The organism is Lactobacillus sp. YT155 (assembly GCF_030504545.1).
Taxonomy (GTDB): Bacteria; Bacillota; Bacilli; order Lactobacillales; family Lactobacillaceae; genus BQUT01.
Window position 1 is genome coordinate 201,854 of record NZ_JAUKWP010000003.1, and the last position, 24,914, is coordinate 226,767.

Annotated in this window: 18 protein-coding genes and 1 other RNA gene; 8 read left to right on the forward strand and 11 right to left on the reverse strand. The window is 33.5% G+C overall.

Annotated elements, in window-relative coordinates:
- Positions 1-83 precede the first annotated feature (83 nt).
- Both Q2T76_RS05060 and Q2T76_RS05065 read left to right on the forward strand, forming a co-directional pair.
- Positions 84-1,097 carry a lipoate--protein ligase gene (locus Q2T76_RS05060; protein WP_302084442.1) on the forward strand — a complete coding sequence of 338 codons (1,014 nt, stop codon included), beginning with the start codon at positions 84-86 and terminating at the stop codon, positions 1,095-1,097.
- A 62-nt stretch (positions 1,098-1,159) separates the two neighbouring features.
- Entirely contained in the window at positions 1,160-2,080 is a 921-nt protein-coding gene (locus Q2T76_RS05065) for a CorA family divalent cation transporter (protein WP_302084443.1), read from the forward strand.
- A 14-nt stretch (positions 2,081-2,094) separates the two neighbouring features.
- Here the strand turns inward: Q2T76_RS05065 and Q2T76_RS05070 are convergent, their stop codons facing one another.
- The 4 genes from Q2T76_RS05070 to Q2T76_RS05085 form a co-directional block, all read right to left on the reverse strand.
- On the reverse strand, positions 2,095-3,207 hold the full coding sequence (locus tag Q2T76_RS05070; RefSeq protein ID WP_302084444.1) for a class I SAM-dependent RNA methyltransferase: 1,113 nt from the start codon (positions 3,205-3,207) through the stop codon (positions 2,095-2,097).
- A gap of 86 nt (positions 3,208-3,293) precedes the next feature.
- An RNA gene (gene rnpB, locus Q2T76_RS05075) (RNase P RNA component class B) lies at positions 3,294-3,651 on the reverse strand.
- A gap of 63 nt (positions 3,652-3,714) precedes the next feature.
- Positions 3,715-4,164 carry a DivIVA domain-containing protein gene (locus Q2T76_RS05080; protein ID WP_302084445.1) on the reverse strand — a complete coding sequence of 150 codons (450 nt, stop codon included), beginning with the start codon at positions 4,162-4,164 and terminating at the stop codon, positions 3,715-3,717.
- Positions 4,165-4,262: 98 nt separating this feature from the next.
- Complete coding sequence (locus Q2T76_RS05085) at positions 4,263-4,820, reverse strand: DUF1273 domain-containing protein (RefSeq protein WP_302084446.1); 558 nt, start codon at positions 4,818-4,820, stop codon at positions 4,263-4,265.
- 70 nt (positions 4,821-4,890) lie between these two features.
- Between Q2T76_RS05085 and recU the strand changes: the two genes are divergently transcribed.
- Both recU and Q2T76_RS05095 read left to right on the forward strand, forming a co-directional pair.
- Positions 4,891-5,511, forward strand: coding sequence for a Holliday junction resolvase RecU (gene recU / locus Q2T76_RS05090; protein ID WP_302084447.1), 621 nt, complete (start codon positions 4,891-4,893; stop codon positions 5,509-5,511).
- Positions 5,512-5,526: 15 nt separating this feature from the next.
- Positions 5,527-7,683 (forward strand): transglycosylase domain-containing protein, encoded by a 2,157-nt coding sequence (locus tag Q2T76_RS05095; protein ID WP_302084448.1) that lies wholly within the window; start codon positions 5,527-5,529, stop codon positions 7,681-7,683.
- Positions 7,684-7,707: 24 nt separating this feature from the next.
- On the opposite strand, the gene nth is transcribed toward Q2T76_RS05095, so the two are convergent.
- The 7 genes from nth to Q2T76_RS05130 are packed head-to-tail and all read right to left on the reverse strand — an operon-like array spanning position 7,708 to position 20,727.
- Positions 7,708-8,343 (reverse strand): endonuclease III, encoded by a 636-nt coding sequence (nth, locus tag Q2T76_RS05100; protein ID WP_302084449.1) that lies wholly within the window; start codon positions 8,341-8,343, stop codon positions 7,708-7,710.
- A complete protein-coding gene (locus Q2T76_RS05105; protein ID WP_302084450.1) occupies positions 8,343-8,969 on the reverse strand; it encodes a DnaD domain-containing protein in 627 nt (208 codons plus the stop codon). Before Q2T76_RS05105 ends, nth begins: the two co-directional genes overlap by 1 nt.
- A gap of 52 nt (positions 8,970-9,021) precedes the next feature.
- Positions 9,022-10,320, reverse strand: coding sequence for an asparagine--tRNA ligase (gene asnS / locus Q2T76_RS05110; RefSeq protein ID WP_302084451.1), 1,299 nt, complete (start codon positions 10,318-10,320; stop codon positions 9,022-9,024).
- A 14-nt stretch (positions 10,321-10,334) separates the two neighbouring features.
- On the reverse strand, positions 10,335-10,811 hold the full coding sequence (locus tag Q2T76_RS05115; RefSeq protein ID WP_302084452.1) for a DUF5590 domain-containing protein: 477 nt from the start codon (positions 10,809-10,811) through the stop codon (positions 10,335-10,337).
- A 42-nt stretch (positions 10,812-10,853) separates the two neighbouring features.
- Positions 10,854-13,652, reverse strand: a complete 2,799-nt coding sequence (locus Q2T76_RS05120) for a helicase C-terminal domain-containing protein (RefSeq protein WP_302084453.1) — start codon at positions 13,650-13,652, stop codon at positions 10,854-10,856.
- Positions 13,653-13,667: 15 nt separating this feature from the next.
- Positions 13,668-17,267: a helicase-exonuclease AddAB subunit AddA gene (gene addA, locus Q2T76_RS05125; protein ID WP_302084454.1), complete on the reverse strand. Its 3,600-nt coding sequence runs from the start codon at positions 17,265-17,267 to the stop codon at positions 13,668-13,670.
- On the reverse strand, positions 17,260-20,727 hold the full coding sequence (locus tag Q2T76_RS05130) for a PD-(D/E)XK nuclease family protein (protein ID WP_302084455.1): 3,468 nt from the start codon (positions 20,725-20,727) through the stop codon (positions 17,260-17,262). The genes addA and Q2T76_RS05130 overlap by 8 nt, the downstream gene beginning before the upstream one ends.
- Before the next feature lie 130 nt (positions 20,728-20,857).
- Between Q2T76_RS05130 and mvk the strand changes: the two genes are divergently transcribed.
- From mvk to fni, 4 genes are read left to right on the forward strand one after another with little or no spacing between them, the layout of a single operon-like run.
- Positions 20,858-21,790: a mevalonate kinase gene (mvk, locus tag Q2T76_RS05135; RefSeq protein ID WP_302084456.1), complete on the forward strand. Its 933-nt coding sequence runs from the start codon at positions 20,858-20,860 to the stop codon at positions 21,788-21,790.
- 9 nt (positions 21,791-21,799) lie between these two features.
- The gene (gene mvaD, locus Q2T76_RS05140) at positions 21,800-22,771 is read left to right on the forward strand and encodes a diphosphomevalonate decarboxylase (protein ID WP_302084457.1); all 972 of its coding nucleotides are present in this window, start codon (positions 21,800-21,802) and stop codon (positions 22,769-22,771) included.
- A 21-nt stretch (positions 22,772-22,792) separates the two neighbouring features.
- Complete coding sequence (locus Q2T76_RS05145) at positions 22,793-23,866, forward strand: phosphomevalonate kinase (RefSeq protein ID WP_302084458.1); 1,074 nt, start codon at positions 22,793-22,795, stop codon at positions 23,864-23,866.
- 1 nt (position 23,867) lies between these two features.
- Complete coding sequence (gene fni / locus Q2T76_RS05150; RefSeq protein WP_302084459.1) at positions 23,868-24,914, forward strand: type 2 isopentenyl-diphosphate Delta-isomerase; 1,047 nt, start codon at positions 23,868-23,870, stop codon at positions 24,912-24,914.

Sequence of the window (24,914 nt, forward strand, 5' to 3'; positions counted from 1 at the left end):
AAATCTAAAGTTATAGCTTTTTTGCCTTGATATCCTTAATATATAAAGTGGATACAAAAATTAAATTATTTGGAGGCTTTATTGTGAAATACGTTTTGATGAAATCACGCGATATTAGAGAGAATTTAGCTACTGAACAATATTTAATGAACAACAAAGAGTTCAACGAACCATTGGTACTCTTCTACATTGAAGGGCCATGTATCATCGTTGGCCGTAATCAAAACACACTTGAAGAAATTAATCATGAGTATGTTGAAAAGAATAACATCGTCGTTACAAGAAGATTTTCTGGCGGTGGCGCGGTTTATCAAGACTTAGGTAATCTATGCTTCAGTTTCGTAGTCAATTCAGATGACAATAACTTTGGAGACTTTAAGTCCTTTGTACAACCTATTGTTGATGCTTTGAAAAAAATGGGTGCTGAATCTGCTGAAGTTTCTGGGCGTAACGATATTTTGGTTGATGGTAAGAAATTCTCTGGAAATGCTATGTATACCAAGAATGGTAAAACATTCTCCCATGGAACTTTGTCTTACGACGTAGACTTAGATGTCCTAACCGATGCACTAAAAGTTAATGCTGATAAGATTCAATCAAAAGGAATCAAGTCTATTCGTTCACGGGTGACAAACTTGAAGTCTCATCTACTACCTGAGTATCAAAATCTAACCATTGAAGAGTTCAGAAATATTTTATTATTGAAGCTCTTTGGTAAAGATTCTCTTGAAGAAATCAAAGATAATGAGTATATCATTACTCCTGAAGATCAAAAGCACATTACCGAATTAGAAGATAAATACTACAAGAATTGGGATTGGGTTTACGGAAAATCTCCTAAATTCACAGTTAACCAAAGAAAGCATTTTGATATGGGAACAATCGACGTTCGTTTCAATATCGAAAATGGTTTGATTCAAGAAGCTAAAATCTATGGTGATTTCTTCGGTTCCCAAGATGCAAGTGAAATTAGTGAAGCGTTGAAAGATACTAAATTTGATACTGCTGATATCAAGAAAGTTCTTGATCAATTCAACTTAGATGAATACTTTAAGGGAATTGATTCAGCTGAAATATTAAAATTAATGACCCCATAAACAAAAGGACTGCTAAGCAGTCCTTTTTTTGTGATATTCTTTAGCTTGTGAGGTAAAGAATTATGATAATGGATTATAAATTGAATGAAAAAATTGAACTAGTTTCAGTTAATGAACTATCTGAAGCGGACACTGATAAGTTGACTCAAGATTACAAAGTAACTCCTGAAGTTATTGAATATGCCACTGATATGAAAGAACGTCCCAGAATTGAGTATATTGAGAGTCTTGATTCATGGTTAGTGGTTTTTCAAGTTGTCTCTAGTAGTAGTCATATCAATAAAATTGTTCTCCCAATCACCTTTTTAATCTCAACTAATCGAATTATTTTATTTACGACTGATAAAACCTTGTATACTGAACAATACTTCAACGAAATGAAGAATAATGACCTTTCGAAATTAAGTGTCTGGGGAGTATTCTTTTCGGTAGTTGACATACTTTCGGAAGACTTTATTGATCGCATTGAAGAAATTTCTGATAAGCGCGCTTCTATTCAAAGAAGAATTGCAAAAAACAAAATTAGTGATAAAGAAATTCTTGAATTATCAGTGATTCAAGAAGAAATTTCATATATCTTGACCGCCGTTAATGGTGACTATTTAGTAGCCAAGGAATCACAACTCTACGCCAAAAGCTCCGAAATGAAGACAAAGATTTCCAAACAAGATATAGAAAATATCAATAATGCGACTATCGAATTTGAACAAATTCAAAAAATGGTTGAATTGCTTGGGGATGTTACTGATAAGCTATCAAACTCCTTCAATAACTTATTAAATAACCAAACTAATGCCACGATGAAAATTTTGACAATTTATTCTTTGATTCTATCAATTCCCACGATTATCTCAGGTTTCTACGGAATGAATATGTTCTTACCTATTGCCGATAAATCATGGTCCTGGATTTTTTCAGTAGTTTTAGTATTAGTTGGTGTTGGAGTAATTCTTGCCGACTTAAAAAGACGACACTTTATGTAAAGTATCGTCTTTTTTTATGCCCAATATTGGAAATAATCAGTTCTAATGGCACCGTTATAAAGTTTTCTACGTTTTGTAGCTTGTTTTCCGTAAAAACCTTGAAAATCTAAATCACTAGTTAGGTAATATTTGCTCCAATGATCTAATTTCTCAAATACATCACCCATTTGTTTATATAGTTGATGAACCTCTTCTGTGTCTTTCATACGTACACCGTAAGGTGGATTAGATATTAGTACACCATTAGACTCTTCAATTTTCAAGTCTTTCAATGCAATTTGCTTAAAGGTTATGTCATGCAGAACACCAGCATTATTGGCATTTAATTTTGCTACATCAATCATATTCTGATCAATATCAGAAGCGAAAATGTTCAAATTAATATCTTTTATCTGTTTTTTTGCTGTCTCTTTTGCTGATGATAAAAGTGAATCATCAAACCAGTCAAATTCTTCAAAAGCAAATTTTCGATTTAATCCAGGAGCAATATTCTTAGCAATTAGTGCTGCTTCAATAGGAATTGTTCCTGAACCAGTGGTTGGATCATAAAAAGGCATATCGGCATGCCAATTAGTCAACATAACCAAAGCGGCAGCGAAGTTTTCTTTTAAAGGTGCGCCACCATGTTCAATCCGATAACCACGCTTGAAAAGACTTTCGCCAGTTGTATCAAGTGTTATCTCCACGTTGTCTTTTACAATCCGAACTTCAATTGCATAGGTACTTCCCGATTCTGGCAAGATTCCACGACGGTGATAAATGTCAGAAAGTTTATTTACAATGGATTTTTTAGAAATTGCTTGAATATCACGAGTTGAGAACAGTTTTGATTTCACCGAACGGGCATTAACCGGAAAACTAGCATTCATAGGTAAATATTCGTCCCAGGCAATTTCATTGATTTTGTCAAATAACTCTTCAAACGAGGTAGCTTTGAAGTCAGCGACAATTATTTTAATTCGATCGGCAGTGCGTAACCATAAGTTCGAGTTAACAATATCTTCTTGAGTTCCAGAAAATAAAACCCGGCCGTTTTCTGTTTGGGTTTCATAACCTAAATTTTGTAGTTCTTTAGCAGTTAGTGATTCGAAACCACTAGCCATGGTTGCTAATAAGTTGTATATCATTTATTTCATCCTCTTAACTGTTTGAGTTTGTATATCTTAATAAAAAAAGCGAAGTAATTAAACTTCGCCATAACCTGAGAGTAAAATTCTATAAGCCATGTTCTGTTCATGTATTAAACCAGGTTATTTCTAATACAATCAGTAATCATCTATCTGCATAACTGCCTTCACACTAGATTCATTTACCGTTGTGAAGCGCCCCTACCAAAGTTTGGGTTGCTCGCTCGTGGGGTTTACCCGTTCCAATTTCACCATTTCTAGTGAACACGCGTTTCTGTGGCACTTTCAAACTACTAACACATAGCTTACGCCTTAGCGTTTTCGTTGCCGTTACTCGAGAGTACCTTGGCTTATTGGGCCAAGCACGAACACTACAAGCATCTCAGCTTGTGCGGGCATGGACTTTCCTCAGTGTATAAAAGTACACCGCGATTACTCGAATTTTACTCAGTAGTATTTAAACCATTAAGGATTATACTCTTAGCTTCCACTTGAAAGCAAATTAAATTAATTGTCATTTGAGTAAAAATCACTTGCAGCAGTAGTATTGTTCTTTTCTTCGCCGAAAACTTTTCTTTCCAAATTAGATAAACGACGCAAAATGTCATAGTTAGTAGTTGTAGGATAAGTATCATCTACCGGTGCATATGAATTATCAACTGTTGGAGCTGGTTGAGGTTGCACTGGTTCAGAAACTACTGGTTGTGAATATGCAGTATCATCAAAACTTGGAGTTGATGGTGTCTCAACTGGTTGAGCTTGAGAAACACTACTGTTTTGTTTCAATTGAGCATTTTCTTCTTCTAATTGTTGAATGTATTTAAACATTGCATCGTAGTCTTGGATAATGTTATCTAAATAACCATCAACTTCATCAGGATTGTATCCGTTTAGTTTTTTGGTATGAAATTCTTTGTTTAAAATGTCGTTTGGTTGTAGATTAGTATTAATATTCATGGTTGTAACCTCTCGTTTCGCTTATGTAGCTAATTATAGCAAAGACCAATTTAATTATAAAATCGAACTAGAAATCTGATGGATATTTTAAGAATAACTTAATTATTATCAGACATTTCTCGATAAAATTCGTCTAAATCTTCAAAAGTAATGGTTTCAACCGGATAGTCATGATTTTCTGAGTATGCCAAAGCAGCCTGATAATCATATTCTGGCTTACCTTTTTGTTCCTGCTCAGGATCATAAAGAATCAACATGCCATCAGTATGTTCCAACATGAACTGTTGCCAGTTCTTTAATTGACTAGGATTTTGATAGGTTTGCGAACTGACGAAGTTATAATAGTCGGCTTTGTTCAAAGAATTGTTTAGTTGACTAACATTATTTTCGTTCCAATTACTCCCAAAATCTTTAAAAGGCAACATTATTGCGTGTTTAATCGCATATTCATCGGCCTTCAATTTTGACGTTGCATCAACACTAAATTGTTCGACGCCTAATTGTACCCCCGATAAAACCCATTCTAATCCGTTTTCTGTATATTGTTTTATGCGATTTTCTAGAATATCTTTGATGACTTCGACTTTTTTGTCGTTGTTATTAAAAATACCGAGTTCGAATGACCGATAGCCGGTCACCCATAATCTACTAATCATTATCTATGCCTTCTTTTAATATATTTTATTAGTAAAAAAATGGTATAATTTTTGAATTAAGGAGAATTCTATGAGTATAAAATATCCTGATGGAAGTTCCTATAATAATGAAAATTCTTCAGATCGTTTGAATAACAGCACTAGTAATAAAGAAACTATTTTTGGCGATCGTGGGATGACTTTGGAACAAGAAATTAACCAAAGTAATATTTATTATAGAACTCATGATATTGCAGTTATCTATAAAAAGCCAATTCCATTACAAATTGTTAAAGTTGATTACCCTAAGCGAAGCAAGGCTGTCATTAGAGAAGCTTACTTTAGACAACCTTCGACAACTGACTACAATGGAATTTACAGAGGAAAATATATTGATTTTGAAGCCAAAGAAACGCGACACAAAACAATGTTTCCTTTCACTAACTTTCACGAGCATCAAATTGAGCATCTAAGAAAGTGTTTAAAGCTGGGTGGAATATGCTTTGTGATAATTCGATTTGTTACTTTAAATGAATATTACGTACTTCCTGCTTCAGTCTTGATTAAACATTGGGATTTGCAAAACACTAAAGACGGTAAGAAATCTTTGTCACATCAACTTATTGTTGAAAATGCTTATTCAATAGAACCTAGCTTTAACCCTACTCTTCCATATTTATCGGCATGTGATAAAATGATGAGTACTTCATAAGGAGATAAATATACCATGACAGAAAACACACGTGTTCAACGACGTGCCTCAAAAAAGAAGAATCTCAAACCTTTTATTAAATGGGGATTAATTACCCTTTTGGGATTGTTCATAGCTTTTGCCTCTATATTTACCTACTATGGTTTAAAAGCCCCTAAAATTAATCAACAAATTTTGCAACAAGCAGGATCTTCAACTTTTTATTCTAGCAATAATAAGCCCCTATTCACTCTGGGAAATGAAGAACGCGATTACGTCTCTATTAATAAAGTACCTCAAAAACTTCAAGATGCCGTAATTTCAATTGAAGATCATCGTTTCTACAACGAACCATTGGGAATTGATCCGATTAGAATTGTAACTACCGCCTTTGATAATGTTACATCTAATAGTATTCAAGGTGGTGGAAGTACTCTAACTCAACAGCTAGTTAAGCTCTCTGTTTTCTCAACGAATAAGTCTGATCAAACCATCAAAAGAAAAATGCAAGAAATCTGGTTGGCAGTTCAAGTTGAGCAGAAGTTTTCTAAAAAACAGATTCTTGAGTTTTATATGAACAAAGTCTACCTTTCAAACGGTGTTTACGGGGTCAAGACTGCTTCGAAATACTATTTTGGTAAAAGCTTAAACGAATTAACTTTACCTCAATTAGCTTTGATTGCAGGAATGCCTCAATCACCAAGTACGTATGATCCATATTTACATCCTCAAGCAGCCAAGAATCGTCGTGACAATGTTTTACGAGCAATGTATGACAATAAAAAAATTACTAAGCACGATATGACTGAGGCTATTAAAACACCGATTGATACTGGATTAGTGGCTAAGAGTAATCAAGCCGGCTCTGATGAAAAACGTTTGGTCTCTGACCCTTATCTAAAAGAAGCTATTAAAGAAGTTAAGAAAAAAGGCTACGATCCATATCGCGACAATTTAAAAATCACTACCAACATGGATTATGGTGCCCAAAAGAAACTTTACGATATTGTAAATACTAATAACTCAGTTTACTTCCCTAACGACCAATTACAAGTTGCTTCAACGGTTGTTAATCCAAAAACTGGACAAATTGTAGCGATGATTGGTGGTCGTAAATTAGGAAACGTTCAATTAGGATACAATCGAGCTGTCCAAACCTCCAGAAGTAATGGTTCGACCATGAAACCTATTTTGGATTACGGCCCAGCTTTTGAATATTTGAAATGGTCAACAGCTCAAACTGTTCGTGATACGCCGTATACTTATCCTGGGACAAATATTCCCTTGAACAACTGGGATAATACCTATAAGGGTACAATTTCAGTTAGAACTGCTTTGGCAACATCCCGTAACATTCCTGCTGTTAGAACTCTAAATGAAGTTGGTTTTTCAAAAGCAATTACTTTTGCCAGAAAATTAGGTATTGATGTGTCGTATAAAGATGGACTGTCTGCCGGAATTGGTTATGACACCTCTACTCTTCAAAATGCCGGTGCCTATAGTGCATTTGCCAACGGTGGATATTACCGTAAACCTTACTACGTTAAGAAAATCGAATTGTCCGATGGAACTACTCATAGCTATTCATCTCCAGCTAAAAAAGTAATGAAATCTTCAACCGCTTATATGATTACCGATATTCTAAAAGGTGTTGTTAGACCTTCTGGAATGGGCTCTAAAGCTTACGTTTCAGGAATTTATCACGCCGGAAAAACCGGTACTACTAATTATTCTAAAGAAGAATTACAGAACAATCCTAGCTTGAGTGGCTTAGCTCGTGATGCTTGGTTCAATGGTTACACGAAAGATTATGTAATTAGTACCTGGACTGGTTATGATAAACCTTCTCAGCAAGGTCTTCCTTATAGTCAGCAAACAATTGATCAGTCTATTTACAAGTACTTGATGAGTTACTTAAGTCAGGACAAAGAAAGCAGCGACTGGGAACAACCTGGTGATTTGACTAAAGTTGGTGGTGAATTATACTTCACCGGAACTGAGCCAGTGTATCAAGCTCCTGCTGAAGATAATTCTGAGGTAGTACCAAATAAAGACGAAGATGTTGAAGAAGAAACAACAACCACTACCGAAAGTACTACGACTGATAATTCTGGTGGTGATGGCCAAGACAACAATCAAAATAATAACAACAATAACAATAATAATAATGGAAATAATAATCCCGGAAATTAAAAAAATAGACATGCAAGTGCATGTCTATTTTTTATTCAATTTATCGCATTCAATGATTAATTGACAAACTTCCTTTTCTTTTGGAAGTTTCATCGAGTATTTACGACCGAACTCAATCATTGTATGATGAGCTTTGGTCCACTCCGCCTCATCTAAAACTGCAGTAATTTTATTTTCTATCTCAATTGGAGTAGCTGATTTTTTAACGAAATGCAGGCGTTTAGAGATTGCTGACACATGAGTGTCGACAGCAAATGCTGGCACATCGAAACGGTCACTTAACACGACATTGGCTGTTTTACGACCGACACCGGGTAAAGTCATTAAATCTTCACGATTTTGTGGAACTTGACCATCAAAATTTTGCACAACTTCTATGGCGCATTTTTTTATATTTTTTGCTTTATTATGAAACAACCCCACACTCTTTATGATTTCTTCAATATCTAAGACATCTGCTTTGGTAAAAGCTTGAGCATCTGGATACTTAGCAAATAATTTAGGCGTAACCTTATTAACGGAAACATCGGTTGCTTGAGCGCTCAACATGACAGAAATTAAATATTGAAAATCTGTTCGTGAATCAAGTGAAGGTCCTACTGGACCAATTTCATCCATCATTTGATGAATTGCCCAGACGATATCTTGATTTTTTAACATTAAAATTCATTCCTTTTTTTGTAGTCTTCTAATTGCTGAGCAGTTTTAATGTTCTGCTTTTCCCAGTTAATTAAAATGCGATCGATGTATTTTAATGAATATATTTGATTGAGTACTGCTTCTTTAAGTGCCAATTGAATTAGTTCCACTTCATAACCGTCTTCATTAATCCAAGAATGAATCGTTTCTTGTTCAATTGGTGATAATGCACGGCCAAGTTCTATTTCAAACATTTTAAATAGATTAGTAGTTTGATCTAATTTTGTTTGTTGCTGCTGTTCAATATTTTGATCTTGTTGAATTATGTCCAAGATATTATAAATGGGCGTTAAATCATAACTATCCTCTTGACGGTGATTATTATTGATAGTTGTTTTTATTTCTAAAAAATCTTTTTGAATCATGGATTGAATCAACATCATAACCGTATTTGAATCGATTGAAATAACCTCTGCCAGTTCAGTTGCAGATGGAAAAGTATTTCCTTGTTGTTGGAACATTAATAATTCCGAATATACTAAATATTCGTCAGCGGTCATATTAAGCTGTCTAAGATGTTTTAGAATAGTATTACTAATAACTGTAGTACCATCAGTTAAAAAACGTTTAAAGAAGTCTTCTGACATATTTTTACCTCAAAAAAGATTGGACTAAATTGCCAATCTTTTAAATTATTATTTATGGTTTTAAGCGGTTGATCATTCTTGGGAATGGAATTGCTTCTCTCAAGTGATCAAGTTTACAAATCCAAGTAACTGCACGTTCTAAGCCAAGACCAAATCCTGAGTGAGGAACTGACCCGTATTTTCTTAGATCTAAATACCATTCGTATTCAGAAACATCTAAGCCAGAATCCTTAATACGTTTCTCTAGTGCGTCATAATCAGTTTCACGTTCACTACCACCAATTATTTCACCATAGCCTTCTGGTGCAAGAAGGTCAGCACATAGATAAACATCATCACGTGTTGGATGTGGTTTCATATAGAAAGGTTTTATTGATTTTGGATAGTTTAAAATAAATACTGGTTGTTCAAATTGTTCAGAAATATATTGTTCATCGGGTGCACCGAAGTCGTCGCCCCACTTAATGTCTACTCCATTTTTTTGCAACATTTCAATTGCTTCATCGTAAGAAATTCTTGGGAATGGTAATTGAGTATATTTCTTTAGTTGTTCGATATCACGATCCAAAAGTTTTAATTCATATTGGCAATTATCAATAACACTTTGAACCAGATAAGCGATATATTTTTCTTGAATTTCTAAACTTTGATCTTGCTCTAAAAACGCCATTTCTGGCTCTATCATCCAAAACTCGGTTAAGTGACGTCTAGTTTTAGATTTTTCAGCACGGAATGTTGGTCCAAAAGTAAATACCTTGCCAAATGCCATTGCACCAGCTTCAGCATAAAGCTGACCACTTTGTGATAAATAAGCATCGTGATCAAAATACTCGATATGGAATAGCTCAGTTGTTCCTTCAGGTGCACTTCCAGTAAGAATTGGTGGGTCCATCTTAATAAATCCTTCTTTGTTGAAGAACTCATAAGTAGCACTAATCATTTGATTTCTGATACGCATAATTGCATATGGACGTCTAGAACGTAACCATAAATGACGATGATCTAGTAAGAATTCAATCCCGTGTTCTTTAGGGCTAATAGGAAAGTCTTCGCTTTCGCCGACTAACTCAATATCTGACACTTCGATTTCGTAACCGAAATGTGAACGGTCGTCTTGATGAATTGTTCCAGTTACCCAAAAACTAGATTCTTGTTTAAGTGATTTTGCTAATTCAAATATTTCTTCTGAAACATTGTTTTTTACAACTACACCTTGAAAAAATGCTGTTCCATCACGTAATTGAAGAAAAGATATTTTTCCTGATGAACGCTTATCGGTTAGCCATGCCCCTATTTTTACTTCCTCATCGACATGGTCTTTTGCATCCATAATGTTAATAATACTTGCCATAAAAAGCTCCTTAATTAAATGTTATTGATTTCTTGAATTATTTCACCTGTATGGTAATTGAAAGTTACATAATTAGTTAGATTATTCTTACCAAGATATGAAACTTCCCATGTAGGCTTATTTTTCACTAATCCGAGGTTAATATGATAGATTTTCTTGGGATTATATTTCTTGTTAACTTGCTTCAAGATATAGTTTCTTGAAAACTCATTAGAATTGAGTGTTTTAATCTTACCTGATTTTGCATTGATTACGACATACTTATATTCGTTTTTGTTATTAGTTCCGCCTACAGTATAGTAATCCTTCTTTCCTGTAAAACTTGAGAAGTAGTCAGGATTTTTTATGTTTTCAGATTTTAAAGCAATTCTATTTGCTTGTTCCTTTGCACTTGTGTATGGTTCCATAGCAATTGAAAAATACCAAAATGCTGAAATTAGCACAATCACTACAGTTCCAATGATAATCCACAATTTTACCGATCTTCGCATATAAACACCTCAAATTAATAGCTAGTAATATTATACCAAAAACTACTCTAAAAATTCTTCTAGATTTTTCTTTATTTCTTGTGACGATAGTTGTTTATCTATTATCTCTTCCGGGAATTCTGCCAACATATTTTTTCCATACTTAGTCTTAATAATTCGGTCATCCAGAATAATCATTACTCCTCGATCATTTTTAGTTCGGATTAGTCGCCCAAAACCCTGTTTAAGTTTTAAACTAGCACGTGGTAAAGCATCGGCACTAAAAGCGTTGATATTCAAACTAGTTAAATATTTGCTTCTAATCATGGTTTCGTTTTGATCAGGTGAATCAAATGGTAACCGGGTAATAATTACAATTTCGAGAATTTTCTTAGGAAAATCCACCCCTTCCCAAAAAGAATTGGATCCCAATAAAACTGAATTTTTACTATTAGAAAATCTCTTTTTAATTTTTTCGTTATTTCCATTGATTCCTTGAGCGAGAATTTCTTTTTGATCATTTAAAGTCGAGGTACTTAGTTTTTGATAAACACTTTGCATTGTTTGTAGTGAATTAAATAGAACCAAAGCTTGGTGGTCATTATCAATTAAGAACTTTTCGAGCATTTCACTTAAGTAACCACTATACGCATCGTCATTCATACTCTTGATATCTTGAGTATCATTAGGAATATAAATCTTGGCATTTTGTTTAATATCAAAATCATTTTGATAAATATGTCTTTGATCAATATATTTTGATTTGAGTTGCAAATCATTAATAAAGAAAGAAAAATTATCATTGTTGTCGATAGCGCCACTGACTAGCAAAATCTTTTTAAAAGCAGAGTTTATCTGCTGTAACTCAGTATTGGTATCAAGCTTGTACCAACTAATAATGCAGTTGTGCAATGGTGACCCATTATTAACTTGTAGTCCAATTCCTGAAATTTCACTGCTAGTAATTTTGGTGATTAAGTCCGAAGTATTAAAAACTTGATTACGTAAGTTATTGTTGTACATACTCAAATTCATTACGATACTTGAAATTTTGACCCCAGAAAAGTTTTCCTGTGCAAAATATGCACCCACTAATTCGTCAACTTTAATAATAATGTCACTTAAGTTGTCCTTTATGTTGGACAATAAATCAACCAATTTATTTTGTTCTTTCAAGTCCTGGTTAAGGAATTGTTCACTACTATAAGGTTGATTATTAATGGAGCTTTTTTCTTTAAAATAATTGTCATAAACATAGCTATTAATAGCTTCACTAGACTGTTGATAATTTTGAAATAGGCTTTCTAATTCACTGAGATTTTCGCGTCCCCAGTTTAATAAATAATCATCATTGAACGTAGACTTTAAGTCAGTCCTGTTTTGATAAAAAGTATCAGAAATCTTCTTAACTTCATTTGAAATTGTGGCAATATTCATTTCAGGAGAATTATTACTACGTAAATTTTGCGCAAAATGATGAGCTTCATCGATTACCAAATATTCAGCATTACTCCAAATCTTAGAATCTAAGTTTTTTGAAAAATATGCTTGATTGGTAATCAATATTTCAGCATTTCTGGCTTTATCTAAGTTAAATTTCCAAAAATCATCTTCACTGAAGTTGGTGTTTGTCTTGTCTTCGCCACGATGAGAAATCAAGGCTAAAAACGGATTTTTCCGATTACTTAGTCTTAATTCATCCATATCACCTGTTGTCGTCATAGTTAACCACACCAGAATTTTCATTTTTAGGATAGATGTATTTTTATGGCCGTGTAAATTTTGATACAGAGCATTATAGAAACGGTCTAAGTCTAAATAGTTATAGCTACTTTTAATTATTTGAACATTAAAACTATAGTCACTCAACCGGTTTAGAAGCGGAATCGCCTCATCTTGAATTTGATTTTGCAAAACCGTCGTTGTTGTGGCAACCACAACCTTCTTATCCAATGAGATTTTAAAAGTTAAAGGATATAAATAGCCAATAGTTTTTCCAATTCCAGTTGGAGCTTCCAGTAGTGACCATTTCTGTTTCTTAGAATGATTCAAAATATGATTAATATCATTCATGAGTTGAGCTTGTTGTTGACGAAAGTCTAGTGTGCCAAGAAAAGCAGATCTTTTTTCTGATTCACTGTTAGGAAAATGTCTTTTTTTAGTTTGATTTGAAGAAACTTCGATTTGTTTTTTTCTCAGGATTAACCCGTGTTTTTCATATAGGTAATCAGAAAGTATTTCAGCATGCTGTTCCCTACTCTGATAAATATTTTTGAATAACAAACTAGTTTGGCGAATAGTAGATTCAGAAATTTCACAAATGTTTCTCAAAGTTGTTAAAGGTAACATTTCAATGCGCTGAATCAGAATTAATAGCAGTTTCGCAGTCACTAAAGCATCATCGTCGGCACGGTGTGGATGGTCATGACTAATATTTAGATATTCAGATATATCTTGAAGTTTATAACTACTTAATTGTGGTAACAGAATTTGTGAAAGTTCAACGGTGTCAACAGCTGGAGCATCAAAATCTAATGATTTAATTGAATTTAATGCGTCTTTAATAAACGGGTAATCAAAGTTAACGTTATGAGCAACGAAAGTTCTCCCCTTCAAACATTGATAAATCTTTGAAGCTACTTCTTCAAACTTCGGTGCATCTGCTACCATTTCGTTTGAAATACCGGTTAATTCAGTAATTCTTTTATTAATTGGTTGCTCTGGATTGATTAGAATTGAAATTGATTCACCAATTTTTCCATCATCAATTAAAGTGCAACCAAATTGTATTATTCTGTCTTCATCTTTATTAGTTCCCGTTGTTTCAAGATCAACGACGGCAAATTTTCTGGTTATATTCATTTAAACCATTCTCACCTATATTTTTACGGCTTTATTGAGTTTTAAGAAATACAAGTATTTTCCAATAACTGGTCGGTTTTTAATATTTTCAACCGCAGCCGCATACAATTTTAATTGACCACTATATTTTTGCACAGCTTCTGGAAGTGTCTCTTCAGAAACATGATCAGTTTTGTAATCAAAAATGATAAATCCTTCATCTGTTTCTATCATTCCATCAATAATACCATGAATTAGCACACTATCGTCATCACTTACTTGACTAAATAATTCGTTTGCTGGAATAACCATTGAAAAAGGATACTCTCGTTGAGCGGTAGTTCTATTTGATAGCACTTCTTTTCCAAGCTCAGACTGGTAGAATTCAACAATTGAAGTAACGTCAATTCTTTGGGCAACTTCTTTTATTAAAATGCTATTATCTACCAAGTTTTTGATTAATTGATTAATATTATCTGCGGTAATTTCTTCTTTCAAATCTAGTTTTTGTAAGACTAAATGAGTCGCGCTACCGACTTCGGCTGCGCTTATGGATGTTCCACCAGTTAAAAATTTGGGCTTATTAAAATCTGCTTGAATGTATTTGCCGGCAGAAATTAAATCTGACTTAGGTAACTCATTTTCATCAGGATCAGCAAACAAGAACTTAATTTCTGAAACGGATTGATATGCCGTAGTTTTTGTTGATTCTTGGTAAGGATATTCCAGATTAAGAATTTGTTTTACTGTTGATAAGAACTTATCATCATATTCTCCCTCTGTTGATTGAGAAATTGATTCTGTAGAATTTGTATTAACGACATTAACATTAATTTCTGATGGATTAACAATATTAACTTTTATGTTAAGCTTTGCAATTTCAAAGTTTCCATCACTAACATCTACTGATGTGTCACTTAACAAGCTACTCATAATAATATCTTGATAGGATTGGAAGTTAAGTCTAGTAAATAAATCGATTTTTCCATCAGTAACATCTGTGCCTTCCCAACCAGCGAAATCTTTTTCAAGATTGTTTGAAGTACCGACAATAACTAATTTTTGTTGTGCACGAGTTAGAGCAACATACAAGAGTCGAAATTCTTCGGCAAGTAGCGAAACTCTCTTTCCAGTAGTAATCAAACTTCTTTGGGGAGTTGAATAAACTAAATGATTTTCTTCATCCAAATACTTGATACCTAATCCTAATTGAGTATCAATAATGTTAGCCGAAATGACATCTTGTTGGTTAAATTTCTTGTTAGCATCTAAAAGGAATACTACCGGAAATTCAAGCCCTTTACTTCCGTGAATAGTCATCACATTAACCGCATCTTCATCAGATTCAATACTATTTGGTTGTGACAAATCTTTGTCTTTTTTTTCTATACGCTCAACAAAATTTATAAAGCGATAAAGCCCTTGAAAATCCATCTGCTCAAACTCGTCTGCCCGATGATATAAGGCATGCAGATTGGCAGCACGTTGCTTACCTCCTGGCATTCCAGAAACAAAATCTAAAAAGCCAGTTTCTTGATAAATGTACCAAATTAATTCCGCAATAGAAATTTGATTGGCCTTAAAACGCAACTCGTCGAGTAAGTTTAAAAAGTCTTCTAGTTTCAAGGATAATTCGTCATTCGACATTTCCACATACTGCTTAACTGCTGTATAGAAATTAAATGAGCGTTGATTAATTCTAATCCGTGCTAATTCATCTTCATTAATTTGTACAATTGGTGATCTTAAAACCGCAACCAAAGCTATGTCTTGTTGAGGATTATCAATTAGTTTCAATAGTTCAACCATGACTTGAATTTCCATGGTTTGAAAGTAATTTTGTGAATCAGTGACTAAGACTGGAATGTTTTGTTTAGAGAATTCGGAAACTAAGTCGGTATTATTGTTTTTATTACGACTTAAAATTGCAATATCACTGTATTTTATTGAGTGATATTCCTGAGATTTAGTATCAAAAACTTGAAAGTTTTCTCTTACTAGCATTTGAATCTTTTGACTGATAAAACTAATTTGAGCCGAGCGTTTACTCATCTCAGCTTCGGCATCATCACTATCTTCGTTAAGGTCAATAATGTTTATTTCTGCTTGAGTGTCAACTTCTGAATCGAAAGAAGCTCCATACTTTAGTTTGGCTTCTTGATTATATTCAATTCCACCAATTTCATTGTCCATAATTACTTCAAAAATATGATTTACAAATTCAGTAACTGTTTTTGATGATCGAAAGTTATCCGACAGTAAAATTAGTTCATTATCGGGACTGGGTTGGTTGAACCTTTGATATTTACCGGCAAATAACTGTGGAGCTGCTTGACGGAATCCATAAATAGACTGCTTGATATCTCCTACCATAAAATAATTATTATTAGTGGCATTTAGCATCTGAGCAATCTGTTCTTGCATTGGGTTTACATCTTGATATTCATCAATCATGATTTCAGAGAATTTTTCTTGGTAAAAATCTCGTGCCACGAGAACATCATTTTCGATGGCATTAAAAATATCCATTGTAAAATGCTCTAAATCATTGAAATCAATTGCGTTATTAGCAAGTTTCAATTGATGAAATTCAAGCATAAATTCTTTTTCAATTTGAACTAATTTACTTACTAATTCATGTGAATCTTGAATAATCCTTGTTAAATTGGAATTTTGAGTAATTAAGACATTTTCTGGAATCTTTTTCAGAGCAGATTTAACATCATCTCTAATTGAGCAAACTGCATCAAATAAAGCCCCTTTTTCTTCTGCTTTGGTGCTTTTTGCTCGAGGCATTGAATAATTAACTAAAAAGTCCCCTAAATCATTATAAGAATACGTATTGAATTGACTGATGAATTGCTCTAAGTCTTTTCCAACCACTTCTAACTGAAGAATAAGATTTTCATCCTCATCATCTTGTGCCAGCTTCAAAGCCTTTTTAATTTGAAGAGTCTGATTTCTCACCTGCTCTAAAATATAATTTTTATATTCTGTTGTATAAAAACTTGAAGTTTCAAAACTATCAGTATCTAATTCATATTTATTGGTTAACTTATCAAGCCAGTCGTTGCTATTAGGATTGGTAATAGCAAAATTATACAACTGAAATACAAGTTCTTGGAGACCAGTATCGTCACGATCGTTAGAGAAATTGCGTGTCAACTTGATGAATTCTTTATCATCAGCTTCATAATATTTATCTCTAACATTTCCCCAGGCTTGTTCTTTGATTAATTCTTGTTCTACATCGTCAGTCATTAATCTAAAACTAGGGTCTAAATCAATTAAATAATAGAACTTCTTAATTACTTCCGAACAAAACGAGTGCAGTGTACTGATGTTTGCTGAAGGAATTTTCGCTAATTGCTGCTGTAAATGGACTTTAACTTGAGTGTCCTGAGCTTGATTGATTTGATTTCGCAATTCGGAAATAACACGATCTTTCATTTCCTTAGCTGCTAATTTTGTAAAAGTAACAATCAACAGATTATCAATACTTTGACCTGAAAGAATTTTCTTAATAACACGTTCAACCAAAACTCTGGTTTTACCAGATCCTGCGGCGGCAGAAACTAAGATGTCTAAGTCTTTATCTTCAATAGCTTGTTTTTGTGCTGGCGTTGGTTTAAACATTCTTATCTTCCTCCTTTGCAGTTAATTGATTTAATAGTTCTTTTTTGGTAATACTCTTTATTTCACGGTAATTGTTTTCTGGGAGCATAGCATCAAATTCAAAAATGGATTTGTAATTAGTATTTTGTAGAGCTGTCTGCTGATCATTTTTACGATATGGATTCAGATTAATTTCACCAGAAAGAATCTTCTCGCCTGCTTGGATGATTAATTCCTTGTTGTACTTAAGTAACTCTTTTAATTCAGACTCATTAATTTGCTCGGTAGACGATATTGTACCGTCTTTTTTTAATCTTAAATTATAAATATCAGAGCTATTTTTCTCGTCCAAACCGTCTGCAGTCAACAATTCTTGGTTTTTTTCGTTATTAATGATTAATCCTTTTAAGCGATAATCTTTATAGTTCTTATTTCCCAAATAAGTAGCATTATTTCTTGGTGAATAAATTTTCGAATAAAAAGCTCCAGCCAAATTAGCTTCAGGATAGTTATTTAAAATAGCTTGCATATAAGTCGTCAACTGCAACTGAATTCCAGCATTAAACAGACTATAGTCAAAGCTCTTTGCAGAGGATTTATAGTCAATAATTTGTAGAGTGTTATTTTTGGAAAAATTGTCTAAACGGTCAATTTTTCCACGAACATTAATTTTCTTATCACCGGTCTGATAAGCAATTGAAGAAATTTCTTTTTGATTTTTTAAGGAACCAAAAGTTAATTCACTTTGACGTGGACTGAAATTTAGTTGACTTCCCTGCTTTTGAATTGAATCGGTCAAACCAAGCAGAATGTTCTTCATTTGTTGAGCAACGTATTTCATTTGAGGACTCGAATTGAATAATTGATTTGCTGGTTGCTCGAGGTTTTTTTGAACTATTTCATTGGTTAACTCATCAACTTGCTGTTTATCAAATTGTGACAAATCAAGCTTGTGTTCGTTGATATATGAGACGAATTTGTCTAAACAATCATGGAAGAAACTTCCCATATTTGCTGGAGTTAATTCAAACTCATCACGTTGTCTTAATCTCAGACCATAGGTCAAGAAATACTCGTATTCATTCATATAGAATGTTTGCAGTTGTGAAATTGAAGCATTTAATGTATTGCCATATAAGTCGGCAACTGTTTGCTTAGAAAGATTCTGAGGAATATTTTTATAATTCAGTGCTTGATTAAAGAGTTTTTCATCTTCGTTGCTCTGCAGAACTATATTCTGAATTGATTGCCAATTAGGCGTCAATGTTCCTTGATAATCTTTTAATTGACGATTTAATCTAATTAAATAATTCAAAGTTGATTTACTTGATCCTACATATTCCAAAGCGTGTTGATTTGAAACATCCGGATTATTGGTAACTACCCGTTCCTCGATTTCAAAATGATCCTTGAGTCTTTGAAGATATGGTGAAATTTGTGCTTGAGCATCATCAGCAATAACTGGGTAAGTAAAGATTGTTCTAGTACTTGAACTAATAAACGATGCATTATGTAAATATGGCTCATCATTATTTATGATTTCAACAGAATCCGAGAAGTTACTTCCTGACTTTAATAACGGAGCAAATTTTTCTTTTTCTTCATCGCTAAGTAAGGAATCATTGGTAGTCGATTTAGGCATTTGATCTGATGTACTTCCCAAGATAATAGTTATCTTGCGGTCATTCATTTGCACCATACCAAGTTCAGAAATGTTAACGGCATCAAGTGTCGATGGAATCTGCGTATATTGAGAATTCAAAAAGCCACTATCTAGAACTTTTAAGAAGTCTTGACTGTCAAAAGTCTGTTCACCAAACACTTCTACAAATTCATCAAGAACATTATTTAAGGCTAAAACCACTTGTTCAGGTTTATTAGCATCTTCAATGTTTCCTGCATCGAGACTGATTTGTTGCCAGGTCTTTAAGTTTTCAAAAACTTGATTGTCAATCAAGAAATTATAAAGTCGTTCAACTACTTCTTTTGCCGGTGCAGTTTCCAAAACAGCTTGTAGTTGTTCATAGAGACTTTTAACAAAGTGTTTTACATTATTAATTTTGGCAAAATCATTAATAATTTTTTGTTGGTCGGGTTCTTTTAAATTCTTTAAATCAACATCAGGTGAAAAATCTTGCCCCTCTAGCCATTGATATTTCAATAAGCCATGTGCTAATGAATAGTTCTCGGCAAGGTCAATGAAATCACTGTATTCATTTGTTGAAATATCAGTTGGTGTCACTAAATTAAGTTTTAATAGTTGAAAAATTGTCTCATGATTCAAGTTTCCTTTTGCGAATGCAAATATGTAATCAATCAAGAGCTTTAAAGGATGCTTGGACATGTTTTTTTGAATATCAAGAAAGATGGGTACTTCTAATTCTTCAAACATGGGATTAATAAAGGCTTGATAGCTTGAAAGATTACGAGTCAAAATCAAGAAGTCTTTGTAGCGGTATTCTTGAGTAGCGACTAGTTGGCGAATATATGTGGCTACTGACTTAATTTCAACATGAATATCAGAACATTGCCATATTTGTAAGGTATTCTTGTTCTCTAGAGAATCGTTAGAAATAGTTTTAGCGAGTGAATTTGAGGCAATCCAAAAGTCTTCTATCTTCCTCAAATCATTTGCAACTCTATCCACCTGAGCATAGTTATTGTTTACAGGAATATTATTCTCACGTGCAAATTTGTATAAATTCTCATATGTACGTGAAGGACGGTAATAAAAATCCGTTGGTTCTGGCAATTGGATGTACGGTTGATCTAGTTCCAGACTAATATTAGTTTCGCTTTGTAACATAATGGATTTTATTAAGGCAAATTCATTGTTTTTAAAACTTGAGAAACCATAGAAATAAAAATGGGTGTTTTTTAAAAAATCCTTATTATTGAATAGATTGATTAGTTGGTCATTTAAATATTCGTTACTGAGGTATTCTTGATTATTTAGTTGATAGTAATCAGCATAAATTAATTTTAATTCCGTAAACTTTTGTTTTTCAAAATTGGATTCTGAATTATTAATGAAGTTTTCTAAATCCTCAGGCTGAATATTGCCTTCAATGAATTCGTCGAATTGACTTGTTAATTCATTGATAAAACCATTGGTTCTGACCTCTCCTTTAAAAATCGAGAGTTCATCTATGTGTTGTAATAGAATATTTTTAACAATCATCGATTTCTTGGTAGTGGTTAGACTAGGACGTATTAAAGCGTTGATATTACGAAGAAAATACCACGCTAAACGTGATAAAGAAAAGATCTGTAAGTTGCTAGTCGCAACATAATCTTTACCTTTTTTGAATTTATCCCTGAATTGCTTTATAATCTTAATCTCTGATTCGAATTTTATATGATTAGGAACAATAAAAAAATATTGATCATCAGGATTTTCTTGATAATCAGTTAAAAATTGATCCACAATTTGTTTTTCGTGATCTTTTTGACTCTTTCCTAATATAAAGTTCAAAGACATACTTACACTCCCTTGTGTAATTAAACACTAACTTAATTAATATTGCTTGTGTATAATAATAGTTGATGACCAGTTATTTTTTATACTTTAAACTGATTTAATTATACCTTTAAAGTGAGGATAAAACATTATGAGTGGTATTGGCGCAAGTCATGCAAAAATAATTATCATTGGCGAGCATTCAGTTGTCTACGGATACCCTGCCATCACCATTCCTATCAAAAACATTCCAGTTATTGCAAGAATGCAGATAACTGATGAAGAATTTTCAACAATTGAATCAAGATTTTTCTCAGGAAATATTCAAGATTTACCTGAAGAATTAACTGGAATCAAAGAATTAATTTTTAGTTTAGATAAAAAATTAAATTTAAACAACTCGCATTACAATCTACGCATCGAAAGTGAAGTTCCAATTGAACGTGGTTTAGGTTCTTCAGCAGCAACATCGGCAGCAATTATTCGCTGCTTCTATCAATTTTTCCAAAAAAGATTAACTCACGAAGAGTTGATTCAAGAAATAAATATCTCGGAAAAAATTATTCATGGTCAACCAAGTGGTGTTGATGCGGTGTCAGTAGTTGCTAACTCACCTCTACAATTCGAAAAAAATCAAATGCCAAAAAATATCGATATGAATATCACCGGCTATTTCGTAATTGCCGATACCGGTATTCAAGGAAAAACTGGCGAAGCCGTTAAGGATGTTAGAGATTTGGTTGAGAACGACTCATCCTTTGAAACTTACCTGGAACAATTAGGTCAATTAACTAATCAGACCAGTCAAGCTCTAGCAATCAATGACTTAGATCAATTAGGAATAATTTTTAATCAAGCCCAACAAATTCTAATGAAGCTCACTGTTTCCTCTCCTGAAATTGATCATCTAGTTAAAATTGCCAACAATAATGGAAGTTTAGGAACAAAATTAACTGGCGGTGGTCGTGGTGGTTGCGTTATTGCCATTACCAAGACACTTCCACAGGCACAATTGCTTTCCGAAATACTGGAAACCAAAGGTGTCACGAAAACTTGGATTCAACCATTAAATACTTATAATTAGGGGTCGAATATGAATCAAGCTACTGCAATTGCTCATACCAATATTGCATTAATCAAATATTGGGGTAAAGCAAATGAAGAATTACGTCTACCATATACCGATAGTCTCTCATTAACATTAGATGAGTTTTTCACTCAAACCACTGCTATTGTTAACTCTGAAAAAGAAGATATTTTTATTTTAGATAATCAGCTTCAAACTCCAGAAAAATCACAAAGAGTTTTCAAATTTCTAGACTATTTTCGAAAACAATACGGAATTAATGAACATTTTAAAATTGAATCCCAAAACCATGTTCCTAACTCGGCTGGACTTGCCTCTTCTGCCTCAGCTTTTGCCGCATTGAGTGGTGCTCTAAGCAAAGCGGTTAAATTAGATACGGACTTGACGGAACTTAGTCGCCTTGCTCGTGTAGGTTCAGGATCGGCTAGTCGTTCAATCTTTGGCGGTTTTGTCCAGTGGCATGCCGGAACAGACAACCAAAGTTCTTATTCTGAACAACTCTCAACCGCCAGTGAAAGTGATATTAGTGTTGTTTCTGTTATTATAAATAGTGATAAAAAAAGTATTTCTTCAACAAGTGGTATGATTTTAACTAAGCAAACTTCCCCATTTTATAAATTATGGCCCGATATCGTTAAGCAAGATCTCACCGATATCAAGCAAGCAATTGCAGTCAATGATTTATCAAAAATTGGTGAAATTGCTGAACATAATGCAATGGAAATGCACGCACTGACGCTTAGTGCTAACCCACCTTTTACCTACTTTGAACCGGCAACAATCAAAATTATAAATTATGTTCAAGAATTACGAAAAAAAGGAATTCTTGCTTATTACACAATTGATGCTGGACCAAATGTTAAAATCATCTGTTCAAAAAAAGATGCTCCACTAATCAAACAAAAAATTTCCGATAATCTTGATGAGGTAATAAAAGTTATTATTACTCAACCAGGACCAAGTATTACTTTTAAATAATCGCATGGAAGGTTTTATATTTTGATAACTGCTAAAGCTTCAGGAAAACTTTATTTAGCCGGTGAATATGCCGTCGTTGAAAAAGGCTACCCTGCTATTATTGCTTCCTTAAATAAATTTGTAACAGTAAGTCTCACTCAAACAAAAAACGAAGGAACTCTTAATTCTAATCGTTTCACTGATACATTAATTCACTGGACTCGTGAAAACGACAAATTTCAAATTGATGTACGTGATAGTCAATTAGAGTTCATTATTTCAGCAATTAATTGTGTTGAAACCTATGCTAAACAATTAGGTAAAGAATTAAATTTCTATGACATCGATGTAGAAAGTGAACTTGATTCTGACGAAGGTAAAAAATACGGCCTTGGTTCATCTGCAGCCGTTACAGTCGCTACAGTTCGTGCACTTTGCAAGTATTATGGACTAGAGGTTGATAATAGTATTATTTTCAAAATTTCAGCTATAGCCCATCTCAAGGTTCAAGGAAATGGCTCACTTGGTGATATCGCTTCAAGTACATACGGCGGAATTATTTATTACATTTCCCCAGATAAAAACTGGATTCTCGAAGCACTTCATAGTGAAGAACTAAACAAAATTATTCATGAGCCTTGGCCTAATTTAGTGATTGAAAAACTTAATCTACCAACAACTTCTCGCCTACTAATTGGCTGGACTGGTAGCCCTGCTTCTACTTCAATTTTGGTAGAACAGATTGCCTATTCAAAATCACAGCAAAAAGAACTATATAGCAATTTCTTAACTGAAAGTAAGCAATGCATTAATCATATGAAACAAGGATTTATTAATAATAATCTAAAAGTAATTCAAGATGAAGTCATTAATAACCGCCGTTTATTAAATGAATTGTCAACTTTTACCAATGTAACTATTGAGACTCCTACTCTAACTCAATTATGTGATATTGCCATCAAGTACGGAGCAGCTGCTAAGATTTCTGGTGCCGGCGGTGGTGATTGTGGAATTGCAATCGTTGAAAATGATGATTCAAAAATTCAACAAATAACAAATGAATGGAAAACCAATAATATTACCTTGTTAGATCTGAAGATAACTGATTGGAGTTAATATGCCCAAACAACCTGAACAACTGCAAAGAAAAAATGAGCACCTTTTTCTAGCAGAAAAATTCTATTCTGATGAAGCTAAAAATGGATTAGAACAAATCCGTTTTATTAATAATTCACTTCCTGAAATTTCGCTATCTGAGGTGAACTATCAAACTACTTTCTTTGATAAGACGATAGACTACCCCATTTATATCAATGCTATGACTGGTGGCTCTGAACAATCGAAGAAAATCAATGAACGTCTAGCAAAACTAGCTCGTGATTTGCATCTCCCAATGGCTGTTGGTTCAATGAGTGCTGCCTTAAAATATCCTGAAGTTAAAGATAGCTATACCATTGTGAGAGAAACTAATCCTGATGGAATTGTGATTGCGAATATTTCTGCTAAATACACCCCTCAACAAGCTCAAAAAATTATTGAAATGATTGCCGCCGATGCATTGCAAATCCATTTAAATGTTACTCAAGAATTAGCAATGGCTGAAGGTGATCGTGATTTTTATTGGTTAGAAAATATTAAAAACATCGTTAATCAGGTATCAGTCCCTGTTATTGTTAAAGAAGTTGGCTTTGGCATGAGCCAAGAAACAATTGCAAAACTTACTAAAATCGGTGTGAAGTACATTGATATTTCAGGTGCTGGTGGAACTGACTTCGTTCAAATTGAAAATGCTAGAAACCATGAAGTTGATACCGATTTTCTTGATGAATTGAAAATTTCTACTGCAGAATCATTACTCGAAAGTCAGTTAATTAATTCAGAAGTAACCATATTCGCTTCTGGAGGAATTAGAACTCCACTTGACGTTTTAAAAGCACTGCGATTAGGTGCGAGTTACGTTGGAATTTCAGGTTTTATTTTGCATCAAGTTTATCAAGGTGATCACGAACAAGCTCTTACCTATATGAAAAAATGGTTAAACAACATCAAAATTGCTTCTTGTGCAATTGGTGCTAGAAATATTAAAGAATTACGTGAACAACCAATAGTTTTGAGCAGTGAACTAGAGAATTATTTAGAACAAAGAAAAAAGTTGGAATATTAA